This window comes from Halovibrio variabilis, from assembly GCF_007991175.1.
GTDB lineage: Bacteria > Pseudomonadota > Gammaproteobacteria > Pseudomonadales > Halomonadaceae > Vreelandella > Vreelandella variabilis.
Genome location: NZ_BJXV01000004.1, coordinates 68,465 through 89,165 on the forward strand (window position 1 = coordinate 68,465; position 20,701 = coordinate 89,165).

A 20,701-nucleotide genomic window follows, 5' to 3' on the forward strand; every position below is an offset into this window, starting at 1 on the left:
CCCTTACTCCTTTTCAGCGCCCAGCTGGGTATCGATTGGCTTGCGGTCTGCACGTCGATTGAGTAACACAACGATCAGTGCACCGACGGCCATTAACGCGACCACGCCTGCCACTTGTGCCGAGGCACCGGTCAATACGGCATAGTCAGCGGGCAGTAAATAACGGTGTTCTAACGGGATCATTTGTCCCGCGGGACCCATCTGGTAGCGTAACAATTCGCGCCATGGCCAGAGAACCGGCAGCGAACCGACGATAAAGCCTAGCAACAGCTGCATGGTTGACGTGCGGTGACGCCGTAAAAGCCATGACAGAAGCCGCGAAAACAGCGCTAAACCAACCATACAGCCGATTCCAAACAGCACCATAATGCCAAGGTCGAGACTGCGTATGGCGCCCATGATGGTGCCGTAGAGGCCCATGGTCAGCAACAAAAAGCTGCCTGATACCCCCGGCAACAGCATGGCGCTAATGGCGATACAGCCTGCCACCATAACGATGACCGCTTCATTACCCATTAATAACACCAGCGGCATCATGCCTGGCAACGCGTGGGCCAACCATAGACCCGCCAATAGCGGCACCAGGTACCACAGTTTCCAGCCGTTACTCGCCTGCCCCACGACTAACGCCGACGCCGCCACTAAACCAAAAAAGAAGCCGTCGAGCAGCAGCGGGTGCGCCTCCATCAACCAAAGTGCCAAATGCGCAACGCTGAACAGGCTAACCGCCACCCCGGCCAGTAACGGCACCAGAAAAGCAAGATTCAGATGCCTGCTTAGCGCTCGCCAACCGCCTTGGCGCCATGCGCCAAAAGCACCGGGACCAAATTGCCTGATGGTGTGAATCAGCTCTTCGTAGATGCCGCTAATAAAGGCAATGGTGCCCCCCGACACGCCGGGCACTGCGTCGGCGGCGCCCATCCCTGCGCCACGTAAAAATATCCCCAAGGGTTGCCGCTTCAATCCACTACTCCTTGTAGCAAAGGTACGAAACGCACCGGCTCAAGCCGACGTTTCTCAAAAGCACTGCCAATGCGTTTTACTTGAGTAAGCCACTGACTGCCATCGGGTTCTTCCAGCGGGGCAATTAACACCCCGTCGCGGCTCAATTGCTCTAATAGCGCAGTCGGCAAGGTATGGGCGCAGGCGGTTAACAAAATGACGTCAAACGGCGCGACTTCGGGCCAGCCATAGCCACCGTCCGCCACCGCCAGGGTGGCCGGGGCGTCTAGCCGACGCAAACGTTCCACAGCACGCTCGTGCAGCGCGCTTATCCGCTCAATCGAATAAAGCTGCTCCACCAAACGCGACAGCAACAAGGTCTGATAGCCGGACCCGGTACCCAGTTCCAATACCCGGCGCGGTCCAGCGCGCACCACTAGCTCTGTCATGCGCGCCACGATCAACGGTTGCGATAAGGTTTGGCCAAAACCAATCGGCAAGGCGGTATCTTCGTAGGCGCGGTGGGCCAGCGCTTCGTCAACAAACAGGTGCCGCGGCTCGCTAGCCATCACCTCCAGCACGCGGGCATCGTTGATGCCTTGCTGCATTAGGCGCTCGACCATACGATCGCGGGTACGCTGGGAGGTCATGCCGCGACCGCGCAGCTCACCGGGTGAAATATCAGGCAAAAACATCCAACCAGTCCTGGACATCGTTAAGCGCGGGGTGACGCGTCAGATCCGTTTGTAAGGGCGTAATCGAGATATATCCCGCCTCAACGGCGGCAAAGTCGGTATCTTCACCGTCATCGGCATTCGCCGCTACCGGGGCGATCCAGTAGCGCGTGCGCCCACGCGGGTCCTGTACTTCCAGCGGCTTTTCTGCCGGGCCGCGATAGCCCAGGCGAGTCACCTTAACGCCTTTAATGTCTTCCCAGGGCACGTCGGGCACATTGACATTCAACAACGTGCGCGGCGGTAGTGACAGCTGATCCGCGGCGCCAATCAAGGTGGCGGCCACCCTGCCGGCCGTCGCAAAATGACGTTCGCCACACAGCGACATGGCGATCGCGGTCATGCCTAAATTGCGCCCTTCCATGGCCGCCGCCACCGTGCCTGAGTAGAGCACGTCATCGCCTAGATTGCTGCCGTGATTAATCCCGGAGATAACTAAATCAGGCTTTTCGTCCCACACCCCATTAACGCCTAAATAAACACAGTCGGCGGGGGTGCCGTCGACGCTGTAAAAGCCGTTATCCAACGGCATCAACGACAGCGGACGGGTCAAGGTCAGCGAGTTACTAGCGCCGCTACGGTCACGGTCAGGGGCAACCACACGGATGTTCGCGTGGGCCAACAACGCATCGTGCAGCGCACGCAAACCAGGGGCGTGCACACCATCATCATTGGAAAGCAGCAATCGCCGCATAGTGGTCTCCCCGTTTTTAAAGACAAAAGTTCTTGAAGAAAAACGTCATAGGCACAAGCGTCGTAAGCAAAAAATCATAAGCGCGAAACGCAACGACTTATATCCGTCGCTTTTACCAACTCTCAACGACCTTACCTGTAGGAACGCTGGCGGCTGAATCAGCTCACCGCCATTAGTTCACTTAGCACAGCCGTCGCAAAACTGCCGCGTGGCAGCGCAAACGAGAGCTGTACGCTGCCCGCCTGCCGCGTTAGCTCAGGGTCAAGCAGTCGCATGCGCAGCGCGCGGCGTGCCTGCTTGACCCCACTGCGCACTAAGCCACCGCATAGCCCGGGGTAGTCCTGCAAGAGCTGCGCTTCATAGCGGGCAGCGTCTCCCTGACCCGGTTCGCCAACGCCCCAAAGCACCCCGGTGGGGTGCACATCCAACTCGTCGGCGCGCGTGCCCAAGGTTGCATCAACGGCCTCAATACTAAATACGCTTTGTGTACCGTCCAGCATTAAGGTATCGCCTGCAAGGGGCTGGCACCAAGTACCATCCGCTAAACGCGCGCTCAGTAACTCGTTAAACAAAAAACTGCGCGCCGTGGAGAGCATCATACCTTGCCGATCGTCCCGTTTACGCCAACCTCGGTTAAGTAACGCCTCGGCGCGCTGGAGATTCCGCCCCTCATGGCCAAAACGCTGGGGGCCAAAATAGTTGGGCACGCCCTGCTGGCAGAGCGCCTCCCAGCGGCGCGTCAACGCATCGCCTTCAATCGCCTCACCGCTAACCCGTAGGACAAACCGGTTGGTGCGGTGAACGCCACGCTTGAGTTTGCGCGGGTGGCGTGCCTGTTCGACGACCGTGATGCCCAGGGCATTAAGCGACTGCTCAAGCTCCGCAGGCGCATCACGGCCGGGCAAATGCACACTCAGCCACTGACGCGTAACGGCAATGCGGTCTTTCATGCCGGAATAGCCAATATCGCGGGGCGTTACGCCACACAGCCGGCTTAATAGCTTGACCACCTCTAACGTGGTTTGGTTGCGCTTTTCAATGCGCAGCCAGAGATGTTCTCCGTGAGCCTCAGGGGTAAAATCAAGCTGCTCGTCGACCCAGAAATCTTCCGGCTGAACCCGGTACTGACCTGGCTTAGGCGGACCGAACTGAGCATCCAGGCAGCGCTGCCAAACGGGCATATTAATCATTAAGCGCCTCTAAGCGGTTGACCAGCACCACCGCTTCAGCGGCGATGCCCTCACCACGCCCGGTGAAACCTAAACGTTCAGTGGTCGTGGCTTTGACATTGACGTGACCTAGCGTGACCGCTAGGTCAGCGGCAATGATGGCTCGCATCGCCTCGATATGCGGCGCCATCTTAGGCGCTTGCGCCATCAGCGTGGCGTCGATATTCACCACGCCATAGCCTTGCTGTTGCACCAGGTTCACCACGTGGCGCAGCAGCTCGCGGCTATCCGCGCCCGCCCAGGCAGGCTCGGTATCGGGGAAATGGCGGCCAATATCGCCTAGCGCACAGGCGCCTAACAGCGCATCGCTGATGGCGTGCAGCAGCACATCGCCATCGGAATGGGCGACAAAGCCCTGCTCAAACGGCAACTTAACACCACCGATCATTAAATGATCGCCAGGGCCAAAGCGGTGTACATCGAATCCATGGCCAATACGCATCATCGGCTCCTTGCTGGCGTGTGATCAATTTGGGCAGTCATTATGGCGGCAGCCAGGGCTAAGTCGTCCGGATGAGTCACTTTTAAATTATCGCGCCGGCCGCTAACCAATTGAGGGCGCTCACCCAGGGCTTCAACCGCCGAGGCTTCATCGGTCACCAAGGTGTTCTGATGGCGGGCGGTTTCCAGCGCACGGCGCAGCAGCGCATAGCGAAACCCCTGGGGGGTTAGCGCGTGCCATAGCCCGTCACGCGGTTCGGTGCGGGCGCTCAATCCCTGCGCATCAGCGCGCTTCATGGTGTCTGCCACCGGCATTGCCAGCAGGGCGCCGCCGGGGTGGGTGGCGACGGCTTGATAGAGCGCGTGAAGATCACACGCGGTAATACAGGGGCGGGCCACGTCGTGCACCAAGACAATATCGTCGTCCTGGGCCTCGATGGCGTGCAGGGCATTCAAGACGCTGTCCATGCGCTCACAGCCACCGGGCACCCGCTGCCAGTCGTTAAACGGCACCCATTGTGGCGCAAACCAGTGATCATCATCGTCTAAACACAGCACCAGGCGAGCGTCTGGAAAAGCGTCATGCAGTCGCGCCAGCGTATGCAGCAGTATCGGCTGGTCCGCCAGGCGTAAATACTGCTTGGGCTTATCGGCGCCCATACGGCGCCCTTGCCCAGCGGCGGGTACCACTAGCCACGTTTGGCTCACTGCGGCGGCTCCTGGGGTGCGACTAGCCCGGCATTAATACCGATCAGCTCATTTTCAATCGCCACGCCCGGCACCCAAAAGAACTGTTCATCGGTGCGCACCATCCCCATATCACTCCGTGCGCGCTCTTCAATCGCATCTAAACCGGTTTTTAAATCCGTCACCTCGGCGGCCAGCCGCGCATTGCGCTCGCGCATGGGCACGTTCGCGGCTTCCTGTACCGCGACGCGTTGCTCCACATGCTGTAAATCCCGCCAGCCGCCGTTGCCCAGCCATAATGCGTACTGGAGCAGCGCTAAGACGGCGAGCAATGTTATCACTAGCCCTTTGCGCATCGCTGCTCTCCTGCGGTAGGTCTGCGGTGTTGAAACTGCATGGCGTTACGCTTCAATAAGGTGGCGTTTAAACAAACAAGGCTAAACTAGGCTTTATCGGCGCGCATTATGCCATTAAGGGCCAATACCAGCGAGTAGCGCCGCATTTAAATCACAGCTTAAAAGGCAGTGCCTGATGGGCAGCTTCACGGTAGGCGCTGACCTGCTCGCCCTCTTGGCGACAAAACTGGGCAACGCCTGCAGCAAGCCCAGGGTGGCTAATATAGTGCAACGAGCGCACCCGCTGGGGGGCAAAACCGCGCACCAATTTATGTTCACCTTGGGTGCCGGGGTCAAACAGCGTTAAACCGCTCTGCAGACAGTGCTCAAGGCCTTGGTAATAGCAGACCTCGAAATGCAGACAGTCCGCGACGATTTCACTCCCCCAATAGCGTCCATACAGACTATTAGCACCACGAAAATACAGCGCTGCCGCCACCGGGCGTTCATCAATATAAGCCTGTACCAGCACCAGTGCCTCGGGCATGGTTTGGCGCAAACGTTCAAAAAAGTCATGGTTAAGATAAGGTGGGCGACCACGCTCGTGGTAGGTGATCGTATAACAACCAAAGAAGTGCGCCATTGCGGCTGGCGTAATGGCATCCCCCTCTAACCGCCTCACCGTCAAACCTTGCTCGGCGACCAGACGCCGCTCGCGCTTGATCATTTTACGCCGTTTTGAGGTCAGGCTAGCCAGAAAGCCATCAAAATCACCAAAGCCGCGATCACGCCACTGAAACTGCACGCCTTCACGAGTGATCAGCTCCGGGCACTGCGCCTGCCAGGCGCTGACGTCTGCCTCGTCGGCAAATAGCAAGTGCCAGCTGGAAAGCTCAAGGCGTTGACACTGCTCACGCCACGCCTCGGCCAGCATTGCGCGTACCGCCCCCGCATCGGCGTGCTTGGCGATGAGCGTGCGTGCCCCCGGCACCGGGGTGAAGGGCACGGCACTGAGGGCTTTCGGGTAGTAGCTGCCCCCGGCGCGCTCCAGTGCGTCCGCCCAGCCCCAATCAAACACATACTCACCATAAGAGTGATGTTTACGATACATTGGCATTGCCGCGACCAATTGCTCACCTTGCCATACACTCAGATGGCACGGTTCCCAGCCAGTTGCCTCACTGACGGAACCACTGGCTTCAAGCGCGTGCAAAAAAGCGTGGCGCAGAAAGGGGTGATCATGATCGACCAGCGAATCCCATTGGCTTGCCGTGACGGCCCCAATGGCGGGTAATATAGTTAACGACAGTGGGCGTGACGGCATAGCACCTTCCAGGCAGTGTGGGGCTAAAAATGTGGGGCTAAAAGTGCGGCGCTAGGGGCTTAAAGAGAGTGCGAGGCTAACACAGCATAAAATGGCCTACGTCACTTTACACTATCTGACGAGACGAACCGTTTATACCAGGAGAGGTCATGACGCGCGATCTAACGGGGGACTTCAAAACGCAGCGCCAAGCTGCCGAGCAAATGCCCTACCCGACACTCAAGGTTCGACGCGACCGCTTGGCCCGCCTAGCGCGCATGACCCAACGCCACCGGATTGAAATTATAGCCGCCATTCAAACCGATTTCGGCCGCCGCAGCGATGTCGAAATACGCATCGCCGAAATCAGCGCCGTGCTCCACGCTATTCGCCACACCAGGCTTCGCCTGTGGCACTGGATGCGCCCCCGGGCGGTCGGCATGCCGTGGCGGCTAATGCCCGCCCGCGCCCGCATTGCGCCCCAGCCGCTGGGCGTTGTGGGCGTGATGTCGCCCTGGAACTACCCCTGGAGTTTGGCATTAATGCCGGTGATCGATGCGTTTGCGGCGGGCAACGTAGTGATGCTTAAGCCTAGCGAACACACGCCAGCTACCAGCGAGCTGCTGCACCGGCTAGTGGGGCAATATTTCACCCCTGAAGAGCTATGCGTAGTGGAGGGCGATGCGGAGGTTGCCCGTCGCTTTAGCGAATTGCCCTTTGATCATTTGCTGTTCACTGGCTCTGCCGCGGTGGGACGCCAAGTCGCCCAGGCTGCAGCGGCAAATTTAACCCCCACGACGCTAGAGCTAGGTGGCAAATCACCGGCCATCGTGGCCGGCGATGCGGATCTGGATAAAGCAGCAGCGGCGATCATTTTTGGCAAAGGCATGAACGGCGGCCAAACCTGTATCGCCCCCGACTATGTCCTGGTGGAAAGCCGCCATATTAGCGCCTTAACTCAGGCACTCAGCCAGGCTATTCAGCAACAGCGCCCCGATGACCAGGCAGCCACTGACGCCATCAACACGGCCCACCAGCAGCGAATCGAAGCCATGCTGGAAGAAGCTGGCAACCACGGCTGTCGAATCATTGACCACGGCGACCATGCCCCGGCACTGATTATCGACCCCCACCAGGGCCTGCAAATAATGCGCGAGGAAATTTTTGGCCGCTGCCTACCGGTGATTGGGGTGAGTGATATGCAGGCCGCCATCAGCTATGTCAATGCCCGCCCGCATCCTTTGGCGCTGTATGCGTTTACCCGCGATAACGCTTTGCAGCATCAACTGCTACACACAACTCGCTCGGGTGCACTGGTCTTTAACGCCACCCTGCTTCACCACGCGGTTCACTCACTGCCCTTCGGTGGCGTAGGCGAGAGTGGCATGGGTGCCTATCATGGCCGCCATGGCTTTACCCGGTTCAGCCATTTACGCGGGGTGTTTTATCAATCTAAACAAGCCACTAGTCACATCCTTTACCCGCCCTACCGGCGCTGGCTGATAAAACTGTTAGGGCTTGGCTAAAGATTGTTAGTTGATGTCCGATATGTAGTTACCCATCGGTATAACATCCGAAGAGGTATGCTTGACACATTCACTGCGTCGGAATAACCATGCAAGCCCCAGACACTCCCCCTAATGAAACACAGCGCCTGGCGGCTTTGCATGCTCTAAAGGTACTCAATACGCCTATTGACAAGGCTTTTGAGCGCATGACACAACTCGCTCGCGACCTGTTCGATATGCCCGTCGCCTTAGTGTCGTTAATAGACCAAGAGCGGCAATGGTTTAAATCGCACCAAGGGCTTGAAGTGCGTGAAACCGACCGGGCCTTCTCTTTCTGCGCCCATGCCATCGCCCACGATGGGCCGCTGGTCATTGAAGACACCCAAAAGGACGAACGCTTTGCAGACAACCCACTGACCATAGGCACGCCGCATATTCGTTTTTATGCCGGCTACCCGGTACGGCCACTAGATGGCATGGCGGTGGGCACGCTGTGCTTAATTGACCACCGACCACGCACTTTTAGCGAGCGTGATTTAAAGCTGCTGGGCAGTTTAGCGGGTCAGGTAGAAGAGCTATTTCGCCAACACAAGCTACAGGTTGAGCTCACCCGCACCACTGGCAAGATGCATAAAGAGCAGAAGCTGCTTAAAGTCCTCCATCAAGGCATTACCGACTATCAGGCGCTGATGTCCGGCAAGCGGCTGTGGGTGTTTTTAATGGAGGCGTTGCGCGAGCTTACCGATAGCGATTACGCGCTGATTGGCGAAGTCATGCCCACCGATACCACTAATGCGCTTAAAATTCATGCCATTACCGATTTATCATGGAATGAAGAATCGCGTAATCTGATAGACCAGCTGGGTAGTGGCAATTTGCAACTCACCGACCCAGACTCAATGTTAGGTCGTGTTTTTGCCTATGGTGAAGTGATCATTGCCGACGACATTCCGCCCCCTATTAAGCGCAGCGGTTTTCTCATCAAGGACACGCCGTTTTATAACTACCTGGGCGTCCCTATTTTCAGCGGCAAAGAACTTATCGGCATGTACGCCCTTGCCAACAGCAAGCAGCCATTGAACCAAGCCATGCTAGATTGGCTTCAGCCGTTTACCGACACCTGCTCACTACTCATCAACTTGTATAGCCAAATGGCTGAGCGCGAGCAGGTAACCCAAGACCTGGCAAAGGCCAGAGACCAAGCTGAAAAAGCCAATCAAGCCAAAAGCGAGTTTCTTTCCTCAATGAGCCATGAGCTGCGTACACCGCTCAACGCCATCATTGGCTTTTCGCAGTTGCTGGTTAAAGGGCGACGCGACCCACTGAACCAAAAGCAACGGCGTCAGATCGGCCAAATTGAGAACAGTGGCCAACACTTACTGAGCTTAATCAATGAGGTGCTGGACCTCGCTAAAATAGAAGCGGGCCATCTGATGTTATCGATTGAGCCTATTGCGATGGCCAATGTCATTGACGACGCCTGCAGCACCCTTGAGGCCAACATCGAAGCCGCGGGGATTACATTAACGTGCTCGCCAACGCCACCAAACCGCTTGGTAACCGCCGATTACACCCGCACCAAGCAAATACTGCTTAACTTGCTTTCCAATGCGATTAAATATAATTGTCCGCAGGGCACTATCGACATTGCAGCCACGCAACTAAGCGATGAAATGCGCATTAGCGTTACTGATTCGGGAAAAGGCATTGCGGCTGAGCGCCAGCATGAACTGTTTGAACCGTTTAACCGCTTGGGGTCCGAGCATGACGCCATCGAAGGAACAGGGATTGGCTTGGCGATTACCCGCCAATTAGTCGAGAAAATGCAAGGTCGCATCGGGGTTGAAAGCACGCCGGGGGTAGGCGCAACGTTTTGGTTTACGCTACCTCTGGCTGAACGTTCCGCCCCAAGTAACACAACTTCTGATGCACACGTGGAGGCAAACACCGATAGCCAACGCAGCTTTGCGCTGCTTTATATCGAAGATAACCCCACCAACCAGCGGCTGATGGAAGATGTTGTAGGCGCTTTCCCTTCGATACAGTTTCAGACCGTGCTCAACGCTGAACGAGGGCTTGAAATCATGCGTCAATCACCGCCTGATGTGGTGCTGATGGATATTCACTTACCCGGCATGAACGGTTATCAAGCCCTGGCAGTGATGCAGCAAGACCCTCTACTTCAGCATATCAAGGTGATTGCCTTGTCTGCTAACGCCATGGAGCGCGATCTACGCTATGGCTTAGCCGCCGGATTTTACGATTACCTGACCAAACCCATCGATATCGAACAGCTAAGCCAACAGCTAAACCAGCTCTTAAACGCTGCGCCAAGGAAGGGGCCATGAGTCTTACTCAAAAACACCTGCTTGTTGTCGACGACAACATGGTTAATATCGATTTAATGCTCGATCTACTCGAGGAGTATGGTTTCGCGAATGTGCATGGCATCAATGATCCACGCCAAGTGCTTGCCCACTGCCAACAGCAGCTACCGGACTTGTTGCTGCTCGATATCCGCATGCCTTATTTAGACGGCTACGCGGTGATTGAAGAGCTGCAACATCACTTAGCCGAGAAGATGCCGCCGATTATTGTACTGACGGCCCAAATTGATGACGCCACCCGGCAACGGGCACTCGCCATGGGCGTACGCGATTTTATTGCCAAGCCGTTCAAGCAAGATGAAATCCTGCAACGCATCCGTATCACCCTGGACGTTGAGCACCGCTACCAAATACGCGATAAGCAGGCCGATACGCTAGAACTCATGGTCGCTAAGCGTACCCAAGAACTGGACCGCCAATCACGCACCGACCCGATCACGCAACTACCTAACCGGCGGGCGTTAAACCAGGCGCTTCAAGCGGCCGCCTTGCAAGCTTCCGGGGCCGGGCTGCTGTTTATTGCCCTTGACGGCTTGGATGACGTGGTCCGTTTACACGGCTACCCCATCGCCGACCAGCTGCTCTACTTTATCGGTCAACAGCTTCGCCAACGGCTCGACGCCGACTGCCTGCTGGGCTTATGGGGCGGTAGCGAACTGCTAGTCATTGCGCCGACGGGCGACGCAGCCAAACTGCTGCCATTGGCCGATCGCTTATTCACCTGTTTTGAGCAAGATCAGACGCTCGGTGAACTACTGCTTCCCATCAGCGCACGCATTGGCATTAGCGGAGAAACGCGCCACTTTGACACTGAAAGGCTCGTGCATATGGCCGCCCTGGCGCTGCCGCTGCATGGCTCACTGACGGTTCAATGCTATACCCCAGCGCTCGAAGCCAAACAGCGCCATCGGCTACAACTGCAGCAGGCGATTCGCGGCGCCACCGAGCGCGGCGAGATGTCGCTTGCCTTTCAACCCAAACTCTCGCTGGCAACCCATAAGATTCTCGGCGCGGAAGCGCTGCTACGCTGGCAGCATCCCGAGCTAGGGCTTATCTCGCCGGGCGAGTTTATACCGCTTGCTGAGGCCAGCGGTGATATTCTCTCAATAGGCGATTGGGTAATCGGCGAGGCCATGCGCCATATCAATGAATGGCGGGCGCTGGGGCTACTCAATGACGATTTCCATATCGCGGTGAATGTCGCCACGCGCCAGCTAATGCGCAAAGATTTCGCTCCGCAGCTGCTAGCCCGCCTAGCGCAGCAACAAATTCCCGAACGCTTTCTCGCTCTGGAAGTGACCGAGTCGGGGCTGATGAGCGATATGAATCACGCCCAGCAGCAACTTGCTAAGCTGGCCGAAATGAATATCGCGGTCGCCATTGACGATTTTGGCACCGGCCAATCGTCGCTGGCGTACATTAAAACGCTGCCCTTCTCGACGCTTAAAATCGACCGCGCGTTTGTCATGGATTTGGAAACCAGCGCGATTGACCGCGAACTGGCCCGCACGATTACTCAGCTTGCCCACAGCGTGGGCTGCGATGTAGTGGCGGAAGGCATCGAAAACTCGGCGCAAGCGGCGTATTTAAGCTCGATTGGTTGCGAAGCCGCGCAAGGTTACTTTTATGCCCGTCCACTGGCTGCCGAGGCGTTTGTGGCCTGGTGCGGCGCATGGGAACCACTTTATTCCACACCTCCACTTTCCCTATCCTCACACGGAGACCGTTAATGGCGCATGACTTACTTGACCGTTTACGCGAACGTTTAGAAGAACTCAATCGCTCAGAGCGTAAAGTCGCTAATGTCATTCTTGAAGACCCGACGGTCGCGACCAGCCTGAGCATTGCCAGCCTCGCCCAGGCGGCCAGCGTCAGCGAGCCGACGGTTAACCGTTTTTGCCGCAACTTTGGCGCCAAAGGCTACCCCGATTTTAAAATCAAGCTAGCCCAGAGCCTAGCCGGGGGCACGCCCTATGTAACGCGTGCAGTGGAGCCCGGCGACTCCGCCACCCAGTACACCCATAAGATTTTTGGCGCCACGATCGCCGCACTCGATGAAGCCCAGCGGGAAATCGATATAGCCGCCGTCGAGCGCATGGTCGACTACTTAACCCAGGCCAAGCAGATCCATATTTTTGGCTTGGGTGCCTCCGGCGCAGTGGCCCAGGACGCCCAGCATAAGTTTTTCCGCTTTAACCTACCGGTGATGGCCTACGTTGATGTCCTCATGCAGCGTATGGTCGCAGCGGCCTGCCATACCGGCGATGTGGTGGTGATTATTTCCTACACCGGGCGCACCCGGGAGCTTGTGGATATTGCCCGCCTGGCCCGCGAAGCGGGGGCAGTGGTACTCGGCATTACTGCCCCCAATTCGCCGGTGGCCAACGAGTGCACCGCCACACTGGATGTCGCCACGCCCGAAGACACCGACCACTACATGCCAATGACCTCGCGGGTGATTCAATTAACGCTGATTGATGCGCTGGCTACGGGGGTTACCTTGAGGCGCGGTGAAGACTTCCTCCCTCACCTCAAAAAAATCAAAGACAGCCTGCGCGACACGCGCTTTCCGATCGAAAAACCCAATAAGTGAGGAGCAAGGTGAGGTGTAAACTATTAGCTCACCGCGGCAGTGACGGTAATTTCCACTTTTAGCTCATCGGCGGGCATGGCTGCGCAGATACAGGTGCGCGCCGGTGCATAGCCTGCCGGCATCCAGGCATCCCACACCTCGTTCATGGCGGCAACGTCGCTGCCCTCTTTGAGATAAATCGTCGCGCTAAGCAGCTGCTCACGGCTTGAACCAATCTCTTTTAGTAGCTCGTCAACCCGCGCCAGCATGCTTTCCGTTTGCGCCGTGATATCACCCTCCCGCGCTTCTGGGCCCGCCACTTGACCACATAGATAAGCCACCCCTTGGTGGATAACCGCACGGCTCATGCGAGCTTTCGTATCGTGGCGCTGAATCAGCATGGTGGCAACTCCTCATTAGATTGAAAAAACAGTCTAAACCGCCGAGCTTGTGACTGACTATGTCGGGTTAATCAAACGCGGTCAGTAGGCACCGGTCGATTCTCAAACACCCGCCGCAGCACAAAGCTGGTATGCGCCCCCGTGACGCCTTCAATACGGTTAATCACGTGCAGTAACAGATGTTGGTAGTCGTCCATATCGCGCACCAGAATTTTAAGCTGAAAATCGGCCGCCTGGCCGGTAATGATCAAGCATTCGATAACATTGGGGATGTCACGAATGTGACGCTCAAAATTGTCGAAGCGCTCAGGGGTATGCTGATCCATGGAAATATGCAGCAGCGCCATGAGCTGATAGCCCAACTGGCGGGCGTCCACCTCGGCGCGGTAGCGCAGAATTAACCCATGCTCCTCCAAGGAACGCACGCGCCGTAAACAGGGCGAAGGTGAAAGCCCAATCCGATCGGCCAATTCCTGATTACTGATGCGACCCTCCTGCTGCACAATGTCGAGTATGTGACGGTCAAAACGATCCAGAACAAGCGGCGTTACCGGCATAGTAGGCAGCTCCTGCCAATTAAAATAATTTTAAAGAAATAATATGCTGATTATCGTCTCATTTTACACATCTTCGCAACAACCTAGCGTGGCAAACCCATTACACTGTGTGGACTGCCACAAGCAGACAACGCCTCGGCTCGGCGATCTCAGCACCCTTGAGGTTCGCCGTACCGATGAGCAACGGCTTAAGCCATAAGCAGCCGCATTAAACAAAACCGTTACTTTCAGGCAGACCGCCACTTTTAGGACGTTCATCATGCCCGCTTTCGATCATCGCAAATACCGCCCGGCACCCCGTGTTCCCGCCTTCAATCGCCAATGGCCGGATCGTGATCTGGATCACGCCCCGATCTGGGTAAGCGAAGACCTGCGCGATGGCAACCAGGCGCTACTTGAACCGATGACCGTTGAGCAAAAAAAGCGCTTCTGGCATCAGATCGTGAAAGTGGGCATTAAAGAAGTCATGGTCGGCTTTCCTTCGGCCAGCCAACCCGACTACGACTTCGTGCGCTGGCTGATTGAGGCGGATCAAATTCCCGACGATGTCACCATTGCGGTACTGGTGCAGTGCCGTGAGCACCTGATCGAGAAGACGTTTGCCTCGCTGGTCGGCGCCAAACGCGCCATTGTTCACCTCTATAATTCCACCTCAACCGTTCAGCGCGAGCGGGTATTTGCGATGGATCGCGGTGGTATTGTCGATATCGCCGTGCAAGGCGCGACCTGGGTCAAAACCCACGCCGACCGCTACCCGGATATTGATTGGTGCTTTGAATATACCCCGGAAAGCTTTTCCAGCACCGAGATCGATTTTTCGCTGGAGATCTGCGAGGCGGTCTTGGATGTGTGGCAACCAACCTCGGATAACAAGTGCATTCTCAACCTGCCCACCACGGTGGAAGTGGCCGGCCCGCACCATCATGCCGACCAGATTGAGTACTTCTGCCAGCACATCAGCCGCCGCGACAGCGTGATTATCTCGGTGCATACCCACAATGATCGCGGCGGCGCCGTGGCCTCTGCCGAACTTGCCCTGTTGGCCGGTGCCGAGCGGGTGGAAGGCACCCTACTGGGCAACGGCGAGCGCACCGGCAATATGGATATTGTCACCCTGGCAATGAACCTTTACAGCCAGGGGATTGATCCTCAACTGGATCTCTCCAACCCCGATGAAATTATTCAGGTGGTCAACGAGTGCACCGGGATCGCCATGCACCCGCGCCACCCCTGGGTAGGCGAAATGGTCTACACCGCCTTTTCAGGCAGCCATCAGGATGCCATTCGCAAATCGCTTAAACACCAACAGCCCGACGAGCCCTGGCAAGTGGCGTATCTGCCTATCGACCCCCACGATATTGGCCGCGACTATCAGGCAGTGATCCGCGTCAATAGCCAGTCCGGTAAGGGCGGCATGGCCTTTCTGCTCGAACGCGATTACGGCATTAACCTGCCGCGCTGGATGATGCTGGCCTTGGCGCCTTACGTACAGCAAGAGAGCGAACAGCGTGCCAGTGAGCTTTCCAGCGCGATGATTCGCCAGGTGATGTTTGATAACTTCACCCTGGAAATTCCGCTATCGTTAGTGGAATACCGGCTCTCCAAAGGTCGGCAGGAAGGCATTGAAGTCACCCTGCAACAGGGCGATGAAATGCTACAGCTTTCTGGCAAGGGCAACGGCGCCATGTCCGCGTTTACCGATGCGTGGCAGCGTCATTCTGGCAGCAACGTTGGCATTATCGATTACAGCGAGCACTCGCTGGGGGCCAGCAGCGAGGCCAATGCGATTGCCTTTGTGCAGTTGAATATTGATGGCCAGCGGCTTTGCGCGGTGGCCGAGGATAGCGATACGGTAAGCGCATCGCTCAAGGCGTTGCTGTCGGGGATCAATCTTGCCGCTAAAACCACCGCCGCGACGTCGCTTCAACAGCAGGCACACGCGCTGAGCTAATCATTCCCACGGTGAGTGGATTACGCCGCGCACTCAATACACTTGAGCACGACGGGGTCCCACTCAAGGCGCTTGGCCCCAATCCACTCACCGTATTCGATACATTCGCGGGAGTCCTCACTGCTCGCGCTCTCCTCGCGTAATTCCGCTTGCAGCGCCAGCAACCGCTGACGAATCGCTGCTATATCTACCTCAGGATGATTCATACGTCCCTCCCATTAGCCTACAATTATTGATCCACTAAGGATTTGTTGAGCCGCTGGCATTGCGTAACCCAATGGGCACTGCATGCCGTTATGCTTTGCGAATATTCCGCCTTATTTAAAAGGGAATTTTATACGATGGGCTATCGCACTTTGCTACGCGACCACCGCAGCGTACTTGGCATCGCCTTTTTAGCCATGTTTAGCTCAAGCTTAGGACAGAGCTTCTTTATTGGTTTATTCCAAGCGCCGATTTCACAACACCTGGGGCTAAGCGTCGGCCAGTTTGGTACCGCCTATGCGGTGGTGACACTGGTAGCCGGCTTCTGCATGCTTCGCTTTGGGCCGTCGATTGATTGGATTAGCCCACGCCGCTTTGCCATCACCATACTGTTGTGTCTGGTGGCTGGCGTTGCCCTGCTCACCTTAACGCCCTGGTGGTTATTCGGGGTAATAGGATTAGGCATTGTGCGCTTATGCGGCCAGGGAATGCTTACCCATTTGGGGAATACATTAGCCGCCCGGGAATTCACTACCCTGCGCGGACGCGCCATGGGACTGGCGAGCTTGGGCATGCCGTTAGGCGAAGCCCTGTTGCCGCCCCTCGTCGCTATCGCATTAGTCTGGATGTCCTGGCAATCGTTCTGGTGGTTATTCTGCGTTGCTATCGCCCTGCCCTGGCTTGGCTTCATTGCCTTCGCACCCTGGGCAAAAGCCCCTGGGGTAAAGCCCACTCAACGCTCAACCAGCGGTCCTCGCCCGTTTCGCGACAAGTATTTCTGGCAGCTGCTGCCGTTGCTAATGTCGCTGCCGATCACCATGACGGGCCTGTTCATTTATCAGGCTCAGTTGACCCAGGCACTGGATAGCTCGCTGGGGGTTTACGCGTTTGCGCTTACCGGCATGGGGATCGCAAAGCTGCCCGGTGCGCTGTTGGGCGGGCGCTGGATCGATAAAATCGGCCCCGTTCGGCTGGCCCGCTATTACCTGCTGCCCTACGCTGGCGCGATGCTGTTTGCACTGCTTATCGGCGGCAACATCAGCGTATGGGCAGTTATGGTCGGTGGCGGCCTTGCCATGGGCGCCCAAGAGTTAATTGCCTCAGGGCTATTGATTAGACTATGGGGGGTCGAGCATTTGGGGCGTGTGCGCTCGGCACTGAGCGCCTCAATGGTATTTTCCACCGGCATTGCCCCGGCGGTACTCGGGATTGCGCTTGATGCAGGGGTTACTTTCCATGCGATTTTAATCGGCATGCTGGGCTTTATCATCGCTGCGTGGGCGTTAGCGCAGGGTGTGCTGCGTATTGCCAAAACACACAGCATACCCTAGGTTTAATTAGCGAAGGATAAGCACCGGTAACTGCGCGTTGCGCAGCATAGCCGTGGTGGTGCTGCCGACCAATAAATGGCGGATTCGCGAATGGCCATAGGCGCCCATAATCAGCATGTCAATGGCATTTTCTTGCTTATAGGCACGCAGCGTCGCCTCGACCTCACCCGCGCGAATAGCACCTTGCGCGTTATGCCCGGCTTCACGCAGTGTGGAGAGCGCCCACTCTAATTGGGAGCGGTTTTCAGCGGTTTCCGCGCCAACGATCACCACATGACAGGTGGCGCCATCGAACAGTGGACTTTTTGCCAGCATTTCCACGCCTTTACGCGCCGTGTTACTGCCATCGAAGGCCATCATGACATTGTGTGGTTGGATAAACTGTTTGGGTACCATCAAAATCGGTCGATGCATTTCCCGCACTACCCGCTCCAGGTTAGAGCCTAGATGCCCGCTGGCTTGATGCGCCGTTTCACCGCGTTTACCCACCACTAACAAGCGAACGTTACGCTCTTTCTCAACCAACGTTTCAACCAGGGTACCGTTGCGCTGTAAGCATTCCGGTGAGGCGATTCCAGCAGCCTGAGCGCGTTCCTTTGCCGCCTCCAGCATTAAGCGCCCCTGCTCGCGAGACACCTTGGCGTGCCGCTCTTCAATATTCGATAGCTTTTCGAGTAAATGCTCACGGGTACCGAGCCCTAGGTTGCCAGAGAGGTCTGGTTCCGAGGTTTGTGGATGGTTATCCACCACATGCATAAAAGAAAGTGGCGCTTCCAGCGCTTTAGCAGCCCAGGCGGCGTAGTCGCAAACGCCTTCTGAAAACTGGGAACTATCAATCGCCGCCAATACGTGATCGGACATTGCGTTTTTCTCCTTGAGCGGGTGCATCAAAACCGTTGTTGTTATTCTTCTCCTCTTCTACACGAACTTATTGATCAGGAACAGACTGCATAAGTTCTATTCAGGCTTCTATTCACCCGGGTCGACAAAGCTCATTAGACAGATAAGCATGCTATTATTTGCCATTTCGTGAGCGGTATAACGGCTGAATCGAGTCGGATTAGGAACACACGCATAGGAGTAGCGCGTTATGGGAAGCGGTGTGGCGAGCGTTTTGTTAGTGGCGCTGGGCGGCGCTATCGGCGGCATGGGGCGGTTCGCTGTGTCTAACCTCTTGGCGAGGCAGTTTGGCACTCATTTCCCCTGGGGCACTTTCGCGGTCAATATCAGCGGGGCATTCGCAGCGGGATGTCTGCTGGGCATCTTGGGCCTGCCCAGCGGCCAGGCCCCTACCTCCTTCTGGCTACTCGCGGTAGTGGGCGCCCTCGGCGGTTACACCACCGTCTCCTCGTTCAGCTTACAAACCCTGGCGCTTTGGCAAAGCGGCTATCCGCAGCGCGCGATTGCTAATGTACTCGGCACCTGCCTACTTGGGTTCGCCATGGTGAGCCTGGGCTGGTGGTTAGGAGAGCGCTTGTGAGTACTTGGTTACCCTACCTGGCCGTGGGCCTGGGCAGCGGCTTGGGCAGCGCGTTACGCTATTGGGTGTCGCTGGGTATGCTGGCGGCGCTGGGCAGCTATTTTCCCTGGGGCACGCTGCTGGTTAATCTGCTGGGTTCTTGGCTGATTGGCTGGCTAGCGACCCTGGGCGGCCACTACGCCCAGGGGCATTTAGCGCGCCTGCAGCCGTTGCTGGTAGCCGGCTTTTGCGGCGGTTTCACCACCTTCTCCCTGTTTAGCCTGGAAACTCTGCATCTCGTCGAAGAAGACCAATGGGCGCTGGCACTCGTTTACGTAGTAACCAGCGTGCCGCTTTGGCTGGCCGCGGCGCTTTGGGGTCAGCGGATCGCCAAGAAACAAATACACGCCTAAGCCTCGGCTTTTGACATCTTCGCTTTAACCGGGGCACTGATACAGACTAGGCAAGCCAGTATCAGCACGATGCCAGCCCAGCCTATCGCGGGCAGGCGTTCGCCGACGATAACCACGGCCAAGCCGGCCGCCACGACCGGCTCGAAAAGCGTGATGGTGGTGGCCGTGCTGGCAGCAATCCGGGCCAGGCCGTAGCCAAAGCAGAGATACCCCAGCAGCATCGGCACCACCGCCATATAAATACCCACCGATGCATTGCTCCAGGAGGCCAACAACGGCGCTCCTGTCATCATCAACACCGGCAGCAACATCAGTCCGCCAATGCCAAAGGTCGCGCCCATAGCGGCCCGCGGAGCGATGCCCTGCTGCATCAGGCGACGCGCTGTCCATGAATAGAGCGCATAGCTGACCCCGGCCAGTAAACCCAGCAGAACGCCGGGGATGACGCCTGAGGCAGTCTCCGCCGACGCATGCCCATTGCCTTCGGCTAAACACAGCAGCAGCATGCCCGCAAGCCCCAGCACTGCCCCGCTCATCCAGCGCGCGGTGAGACGCAGCCCATCCAAGCGATTCTCGATCAGCGCGGCGAGAAGCGGTGCTGAACCGATAGACACCACCGTGCCAATGGTCACGCCGGCCAGTCGCATGGAGGCATAAAAAGCCAGCGGATAGATGGCCACGGCGACAGCGCCCAGCGCTAGCCATCGCCACTGTGCGCGCAGCAATTGAGCGTGGCGCTGAATGCGCCGAGCAGCCAGCAGCGCCTGCATCAAGCCACCCCCGCCCATTGCCACCGCACCGATGGCTACCGCGCTGACCTCCGGTGCAAAGGTGGCCGCCGTCCCCGTAGTGCCCCAAAGAATGGCCGCCATGAGAACGGTCATAATGCCCAATAAACGTTCGTTAGCGGCTTGATTCATAACGCCGCCAATAAAGAAGCGGCTATGCCGCGTGCTTGGCGAAGGCAATCGCTGCGCCCTTCCAAACCTGCACGCGCCATGGCACCTTCAAGCAAGAACGCGAGATGCTGTGCAATGTGACCCGCCCGCTTGGGGTCATCGCCAAGCATGGAACTGACATGCTCGGCCAGCAGTGCCTCCACTTGCTCTTTGTGCCTTCTGACCACCGTTCTTCCAGCGTCACCCGCCGGCAACTCGGCAGCCGCATTGAGCAGCCCGCAGCCGCGAAAGCCGCCCTCATAAGCATATTCAGCATGATCCTCATAGGCCAGGAACACGGCCATGACCTTGTCTTGGGGCGTTTTAGCCTGGCGAAGACGCTCCTCATAAAGCGCCAGCCATTGGGCATGACGGACCACCAGATAGGACGCGACGAGTTCGCCCTTCGAAACGAAGTTGTTATACAGGCTTTTCTTGGCAACGCCCGCCCGCTTGACGATGGCATCAATGCCCGTCGCGGTAATCCCGTCGTCATAGAACAGCGCAGACGCCGCATCAAGCAGGCGGTCATGCGCGTTTTGAGGCTTTGGATGATGTGATATAGACATAGAATCGCACTATAGAGACGAAGGTAGGTAGACCAGTCTACCTACC

The 20,701-nt window shown here is 57.1% G+C and carries 22 protein-coding genes; 8 read left to right on the forward strand and 14 right to left on the reverse strand.

Annotated elements, in window-relative coordinates; translation table 11 throughout:
* Positions 1-3: 3 nt before the first annotated feature.
* The 8 genes from HVA01_RS04910 to HVA01_RS04945 all read right to left on the reverse strand — a co-directional run bounded on the left by HVA01_RS04910 (position 4) and on the right by HVA01_RS04945 (position 6,386).
* Positions 4-963: a DUF368 domain-containing protein gene (locus HVA01_RS04910; protein WP_146873485.1), complete on the reverse strand. Its 960-nt coding sequence runs from the start codon at positions 961-963 to the stop codon at positions 4-6.
* Positions 960-1,637: a protein-L-isoaspartate(D-aspartate) O-methyltransferase gene (locus HVA01_RS04915; protein ID WP_146873487.1), complete on the reverse strand. Its 678-nt coding sequence runs from the start codon at positions 1,635-1,637 to the stop codon at positions 960-962. The genes HVA01_RS04910 and HVA01_RS04915 overlap by 4 nt, the downstream gene beginning before the upstream one ends.
* Positions 1,624-2,370 carry a 5'/3'-nucleotidase SurE gene (surE, locus tag HVA01_RS04920; protein ID WP_146873488.1) on the reverse strand — a complete coding sequence of 249 codons (747 nt, stop codon included), beginning with the start codon at positions 2,368-2,370 and terminating at the stop codon, positions 1,624-1,626. The genes HVA01_RS04915 and surE overlap by 14 nt, the downstream gene beginning before the upstream one ends.
* Before the next feature lie 158 nt (positions 2,371-2,528).
* On the reverse strand, positions 2,529-3,560 hold the full coding sequence (truD, locus tag HVA01_RS04925) for a tRNA pseudouridine(13) synthase TruD (RefSeq protein ID WP_146873490.1): 1,032 nt from the start codon (positions 3,558-3,560) through the stop codon (positions 2,529-2,531).
* Positions 3,553-4,041: a 2-C-methyl-D-erythritol 2,4-cyclodiphosphate synthase gene (gene ispF / locus HVA01_RS04930; protein ID WP_146873492.1), complete on the reverse strand. Its 489-nt coding sequence runs from the start codon at positions 4,039-4,041 to the stop codon at positions 3,553-3,555. The genes truD and ispF overlap by 8 nt, the downstream gene beginning before the upstream one ends.
* Entirely contained in the window at positions 4,041-4,748 is a 708-nt protein-coding gene (gene ispD, locus HVA01_RS04935; RefSeq protein WP_146873494.1) for a 2-C-methyl-D-erythritol 4-phosphate cytidylyltransferase, read from the reverse strand. Before ispD ends, ispF begins: the two co-directional genes overlap by 1 nt.
* Complete coding sequence (gene ftsB / locus HVA01_RS04940) at positions 4,745-5,083, reverse strand: cell division protein FtsB (protein WP_146873496.1); 339 nt, start codon at positions 5,081-5,083, stop codon at positions 4,745-4,747. Before ftsB ends, ispD begins: the two co-directional genes overlap by 4 nt.
* Before the next feature lie 151 nt (positions 5,084-5,234).
* Positions 5,235-6,386: a GNAT family N-acetyltransferase gene (locus tag HVA01_RS04945; RefSeq protein WP_146873498.1), complete on the reverse strand. Its 1,152-nt coding sequence runs from the start codon at positions 6,384-6,386 to the stop codon at positions 5,235-5,237.
* Between the two features lie 149 nt (positions 6,387-6,535).
* Between HVA01_RS04945 and HVA01_RS04950 the strand changes: the two genes are divergently transcribed.
* The 4 genes from HVA01_RS04950 (at position 6,536) to HVA01_RS04965 (ending at position 12,853) form a co-directional block, all read left to right on the forward strand.
* Complete coding sequence (locus HVA01_RS04950) at positions 6,536-7,891, forward strand: aldehyde dehydrogenase family protein (protein ID WP_146873500.1); 1,356 nt, start codon at positions 6,536-6,538, stop codon at positions 7,889-7,891.
* 188 nt (positions 7,892-8,079) lie between these two features.
* Complete coding sequence (locus HVA01_RS04955; RefSeq protein ID WP_371860132.1) at positions 8,080-10,221, forward strand: ATP-binding protein; 2,142 nt, start codon at positions 8,080-8,082, stop codon at positions 10,219-10,221.
* Positions 10,218-11,990 (forward strand): putative bifunctional diguanylate cyclase/phosphodiesterase, encoded by a 1,773-nt coding sequence (locus tag HVA01_RS04960; RefSeq protein WP_146873504.1) that lies wholly within the window; start codon positions 10,218-10,220, stop codon positions 11,988-11,990. Before HVA01_RS04955 ends, HVA01_RS04960 begins: the two co-directional genes overlap by 4 nt.
* Positions 11,990-12,853 carry a MurR/RpiR family transcriptional regulator gene (locus tag HVA01_RS04965; protein ID WP_146873506.1) on the forward strand — a complete coding sequence of 288 codons (864 nt, stop codon included), beginning with the start codon at positions 11,990-11,992 and terminating at the stop codon, positions 12,851-12,853. Before HVA01_RS04960 ends, HVA01_RS04965 begins: the two co-directional genes overlap by 1 nt.
* 23 nt (positions 12,854-12,876) lie before the next feature.
* On the opposite strand, the gene HVA01_RS04970 is transcribed toward HVA01_RS04965, so the two are convergent.
* Both HVA01_RS04970 and HVA01_RS04975 read right to left on the reverse strand, forming a co-directional pair.
* On the reverse strand, positions 12,877-13,233 hold the full coding sequence (locus tag HVA01_RS04970) for a RidA family protein (protein WP_146873508.1): 357 nt from the start codon (positions 13,231-13,233) through the stop codon (positions 12,877-12,879).
* A 71-nt stretch (positions 13,234-13,304) separates the two neighbouring features.
* Positions 13,305-13,790 (reverse strand): Lrp/AsnC family transcriptional regulator, encoded by a 486-nt coding sequence (locus HVA01_RS04975; protein ID WP_146873510.1) that lies wholly within the window; start codon positions 13,788-13,790, stop codon positions 13,305-13,307.
* A gap of 259 nt (positions 13,791-14,049) precedes the next feature.
* Between HVA01_RS04975 and HVA01_RS04980 the strand changes: the two genes are divergently transcribed.
* Positions 14,050-15,741 (forward strand): 2-isopropylmalate synthase, encoded by a 1,692-nt coding sequence (locus HVA01_RS04980; RefSeq protein ID WP_146873512.1) that lies wholly within the window; start codon positions 14,050-14,052, stop codon positions 15,739-15,741.
* Positions 15,742-15,761: 20 nt separating this feature from the next.
* Here HVA01_RS04980 and HVA01_RS04985 read toward each other — a convergent pair whose 3' ends face one another.
* Complete coding sequence (locus HVA01_RS04985) at positions 15,762-15,947, reverse strand: hypothetical protein (protein ID WP_146873515.1); 186 nt, start codon at positions 15,945-15,947, stop codon at positions 15,762-15,764.
* 135 nt (positions 15,948-16,082) lie between these two features.
* Here HVA01_RS04985 and HVA01_RS04990 point away from each other — a divergent pair, with 135 nt between their 5' ends.
* Positions 16,083-17,276, forward strand: coding sequence for an MFS transporter (locus tag HVA01_RS04990; RefSeq protein WP_146873517.1), 1,194 nt, complete (start codon positions 16,083-16,085; stop codon positions 17,274-17,276).
* Positions 17,277-17,282: 6 nt separating this feature from the next.
* Here HVA01_RS04990 and HVA01_RS04995 read toward each other — a convergent pair whose 3' ends face one another.
* On the reverse strand, positions 17,283-18,137 hold the full coding sequence (locus tag HVA01_RS04995) for a universal stress protein (RefSeq protein WP_146873519.1): 855 nt from the start codon (positions 18,135-18,137) through the stop codon (positions 17,283-17,285).
* Between the two features lie 229 nt (positions 18,138-18,366).
* Here HVA01_RS04995 and crcB (HVA01_RS05000) point away from each other — a divergent pair, with 229 nt between their 5' ends.
* Both crcB (HVA01_RS05000) and crcB (HVA01_RS05005) read left to right on the forward strand, forming a co-directional pair.
* Positions 18,367-18,756 carry a fluoride efflux transporter CrcB gene (crcB, locus tag HVA01_RS05000; RefSeq protein WP_146873521.1) on the forward strand — a complete coding sequence of 130 codons (390 nt, stop codon included), beginning with the start codon at positions 18,367-18,369 and terminating at the stop codon, positions 18,754-18,756.
* Positions 18,753-19,148 carry a fluoride efflux transporter CrcB gene (crcB, locus tag HVA01_RS05005; RefSeq protein WP_146873523.1) on the forward strand — a complete coding sequence of 132 codons (396 nt, stop codon included), beginning with the start codon at positions 18,753-18,755 and terminating at the stop codon, positions 19,146-19,148. Before crcB (HVA01_RS05000) ends, crcB (HVA01_RS05005) begins: the two co-directional genes overlap by 4 nt.
* Here crcB (HVA01_RS05005) and HVA01_RS05010 read toward each other — a convergent pair.
* On the reverse strand, positions 19,145-20,068 hold the full coding sequence (locus HVA01_RS05010) for a DMT family transporter (RefSeq protein ID WP_146873525.1): 924 nt from the start codon (positions 20,066-20,068) through the stop codon (positions 19,145-19,147). The genes crcB (HVA01_RS05005) and HVA01_RS05010 overlap by 4 nt on opposite strands.
* Positions 20,065-20,655 (reverse strand): TetR/AcrR family transcriptional regulator, encoded by a 591-nt coding sequence (locus HVA01_RS05015; RefSeq protein ID WP_146873527.1) that lies wholly within the window; start codon positions 20,653-20,655, stop codon positions 20,065-20,067. The genes HVA01_RS05010 and HVA01_RS05015 overlap by 4 nt, the downstream gene beginning before the upstream one ends.
* Positions 20,656-20,701 lie beyond the last annotated feature (46 nt).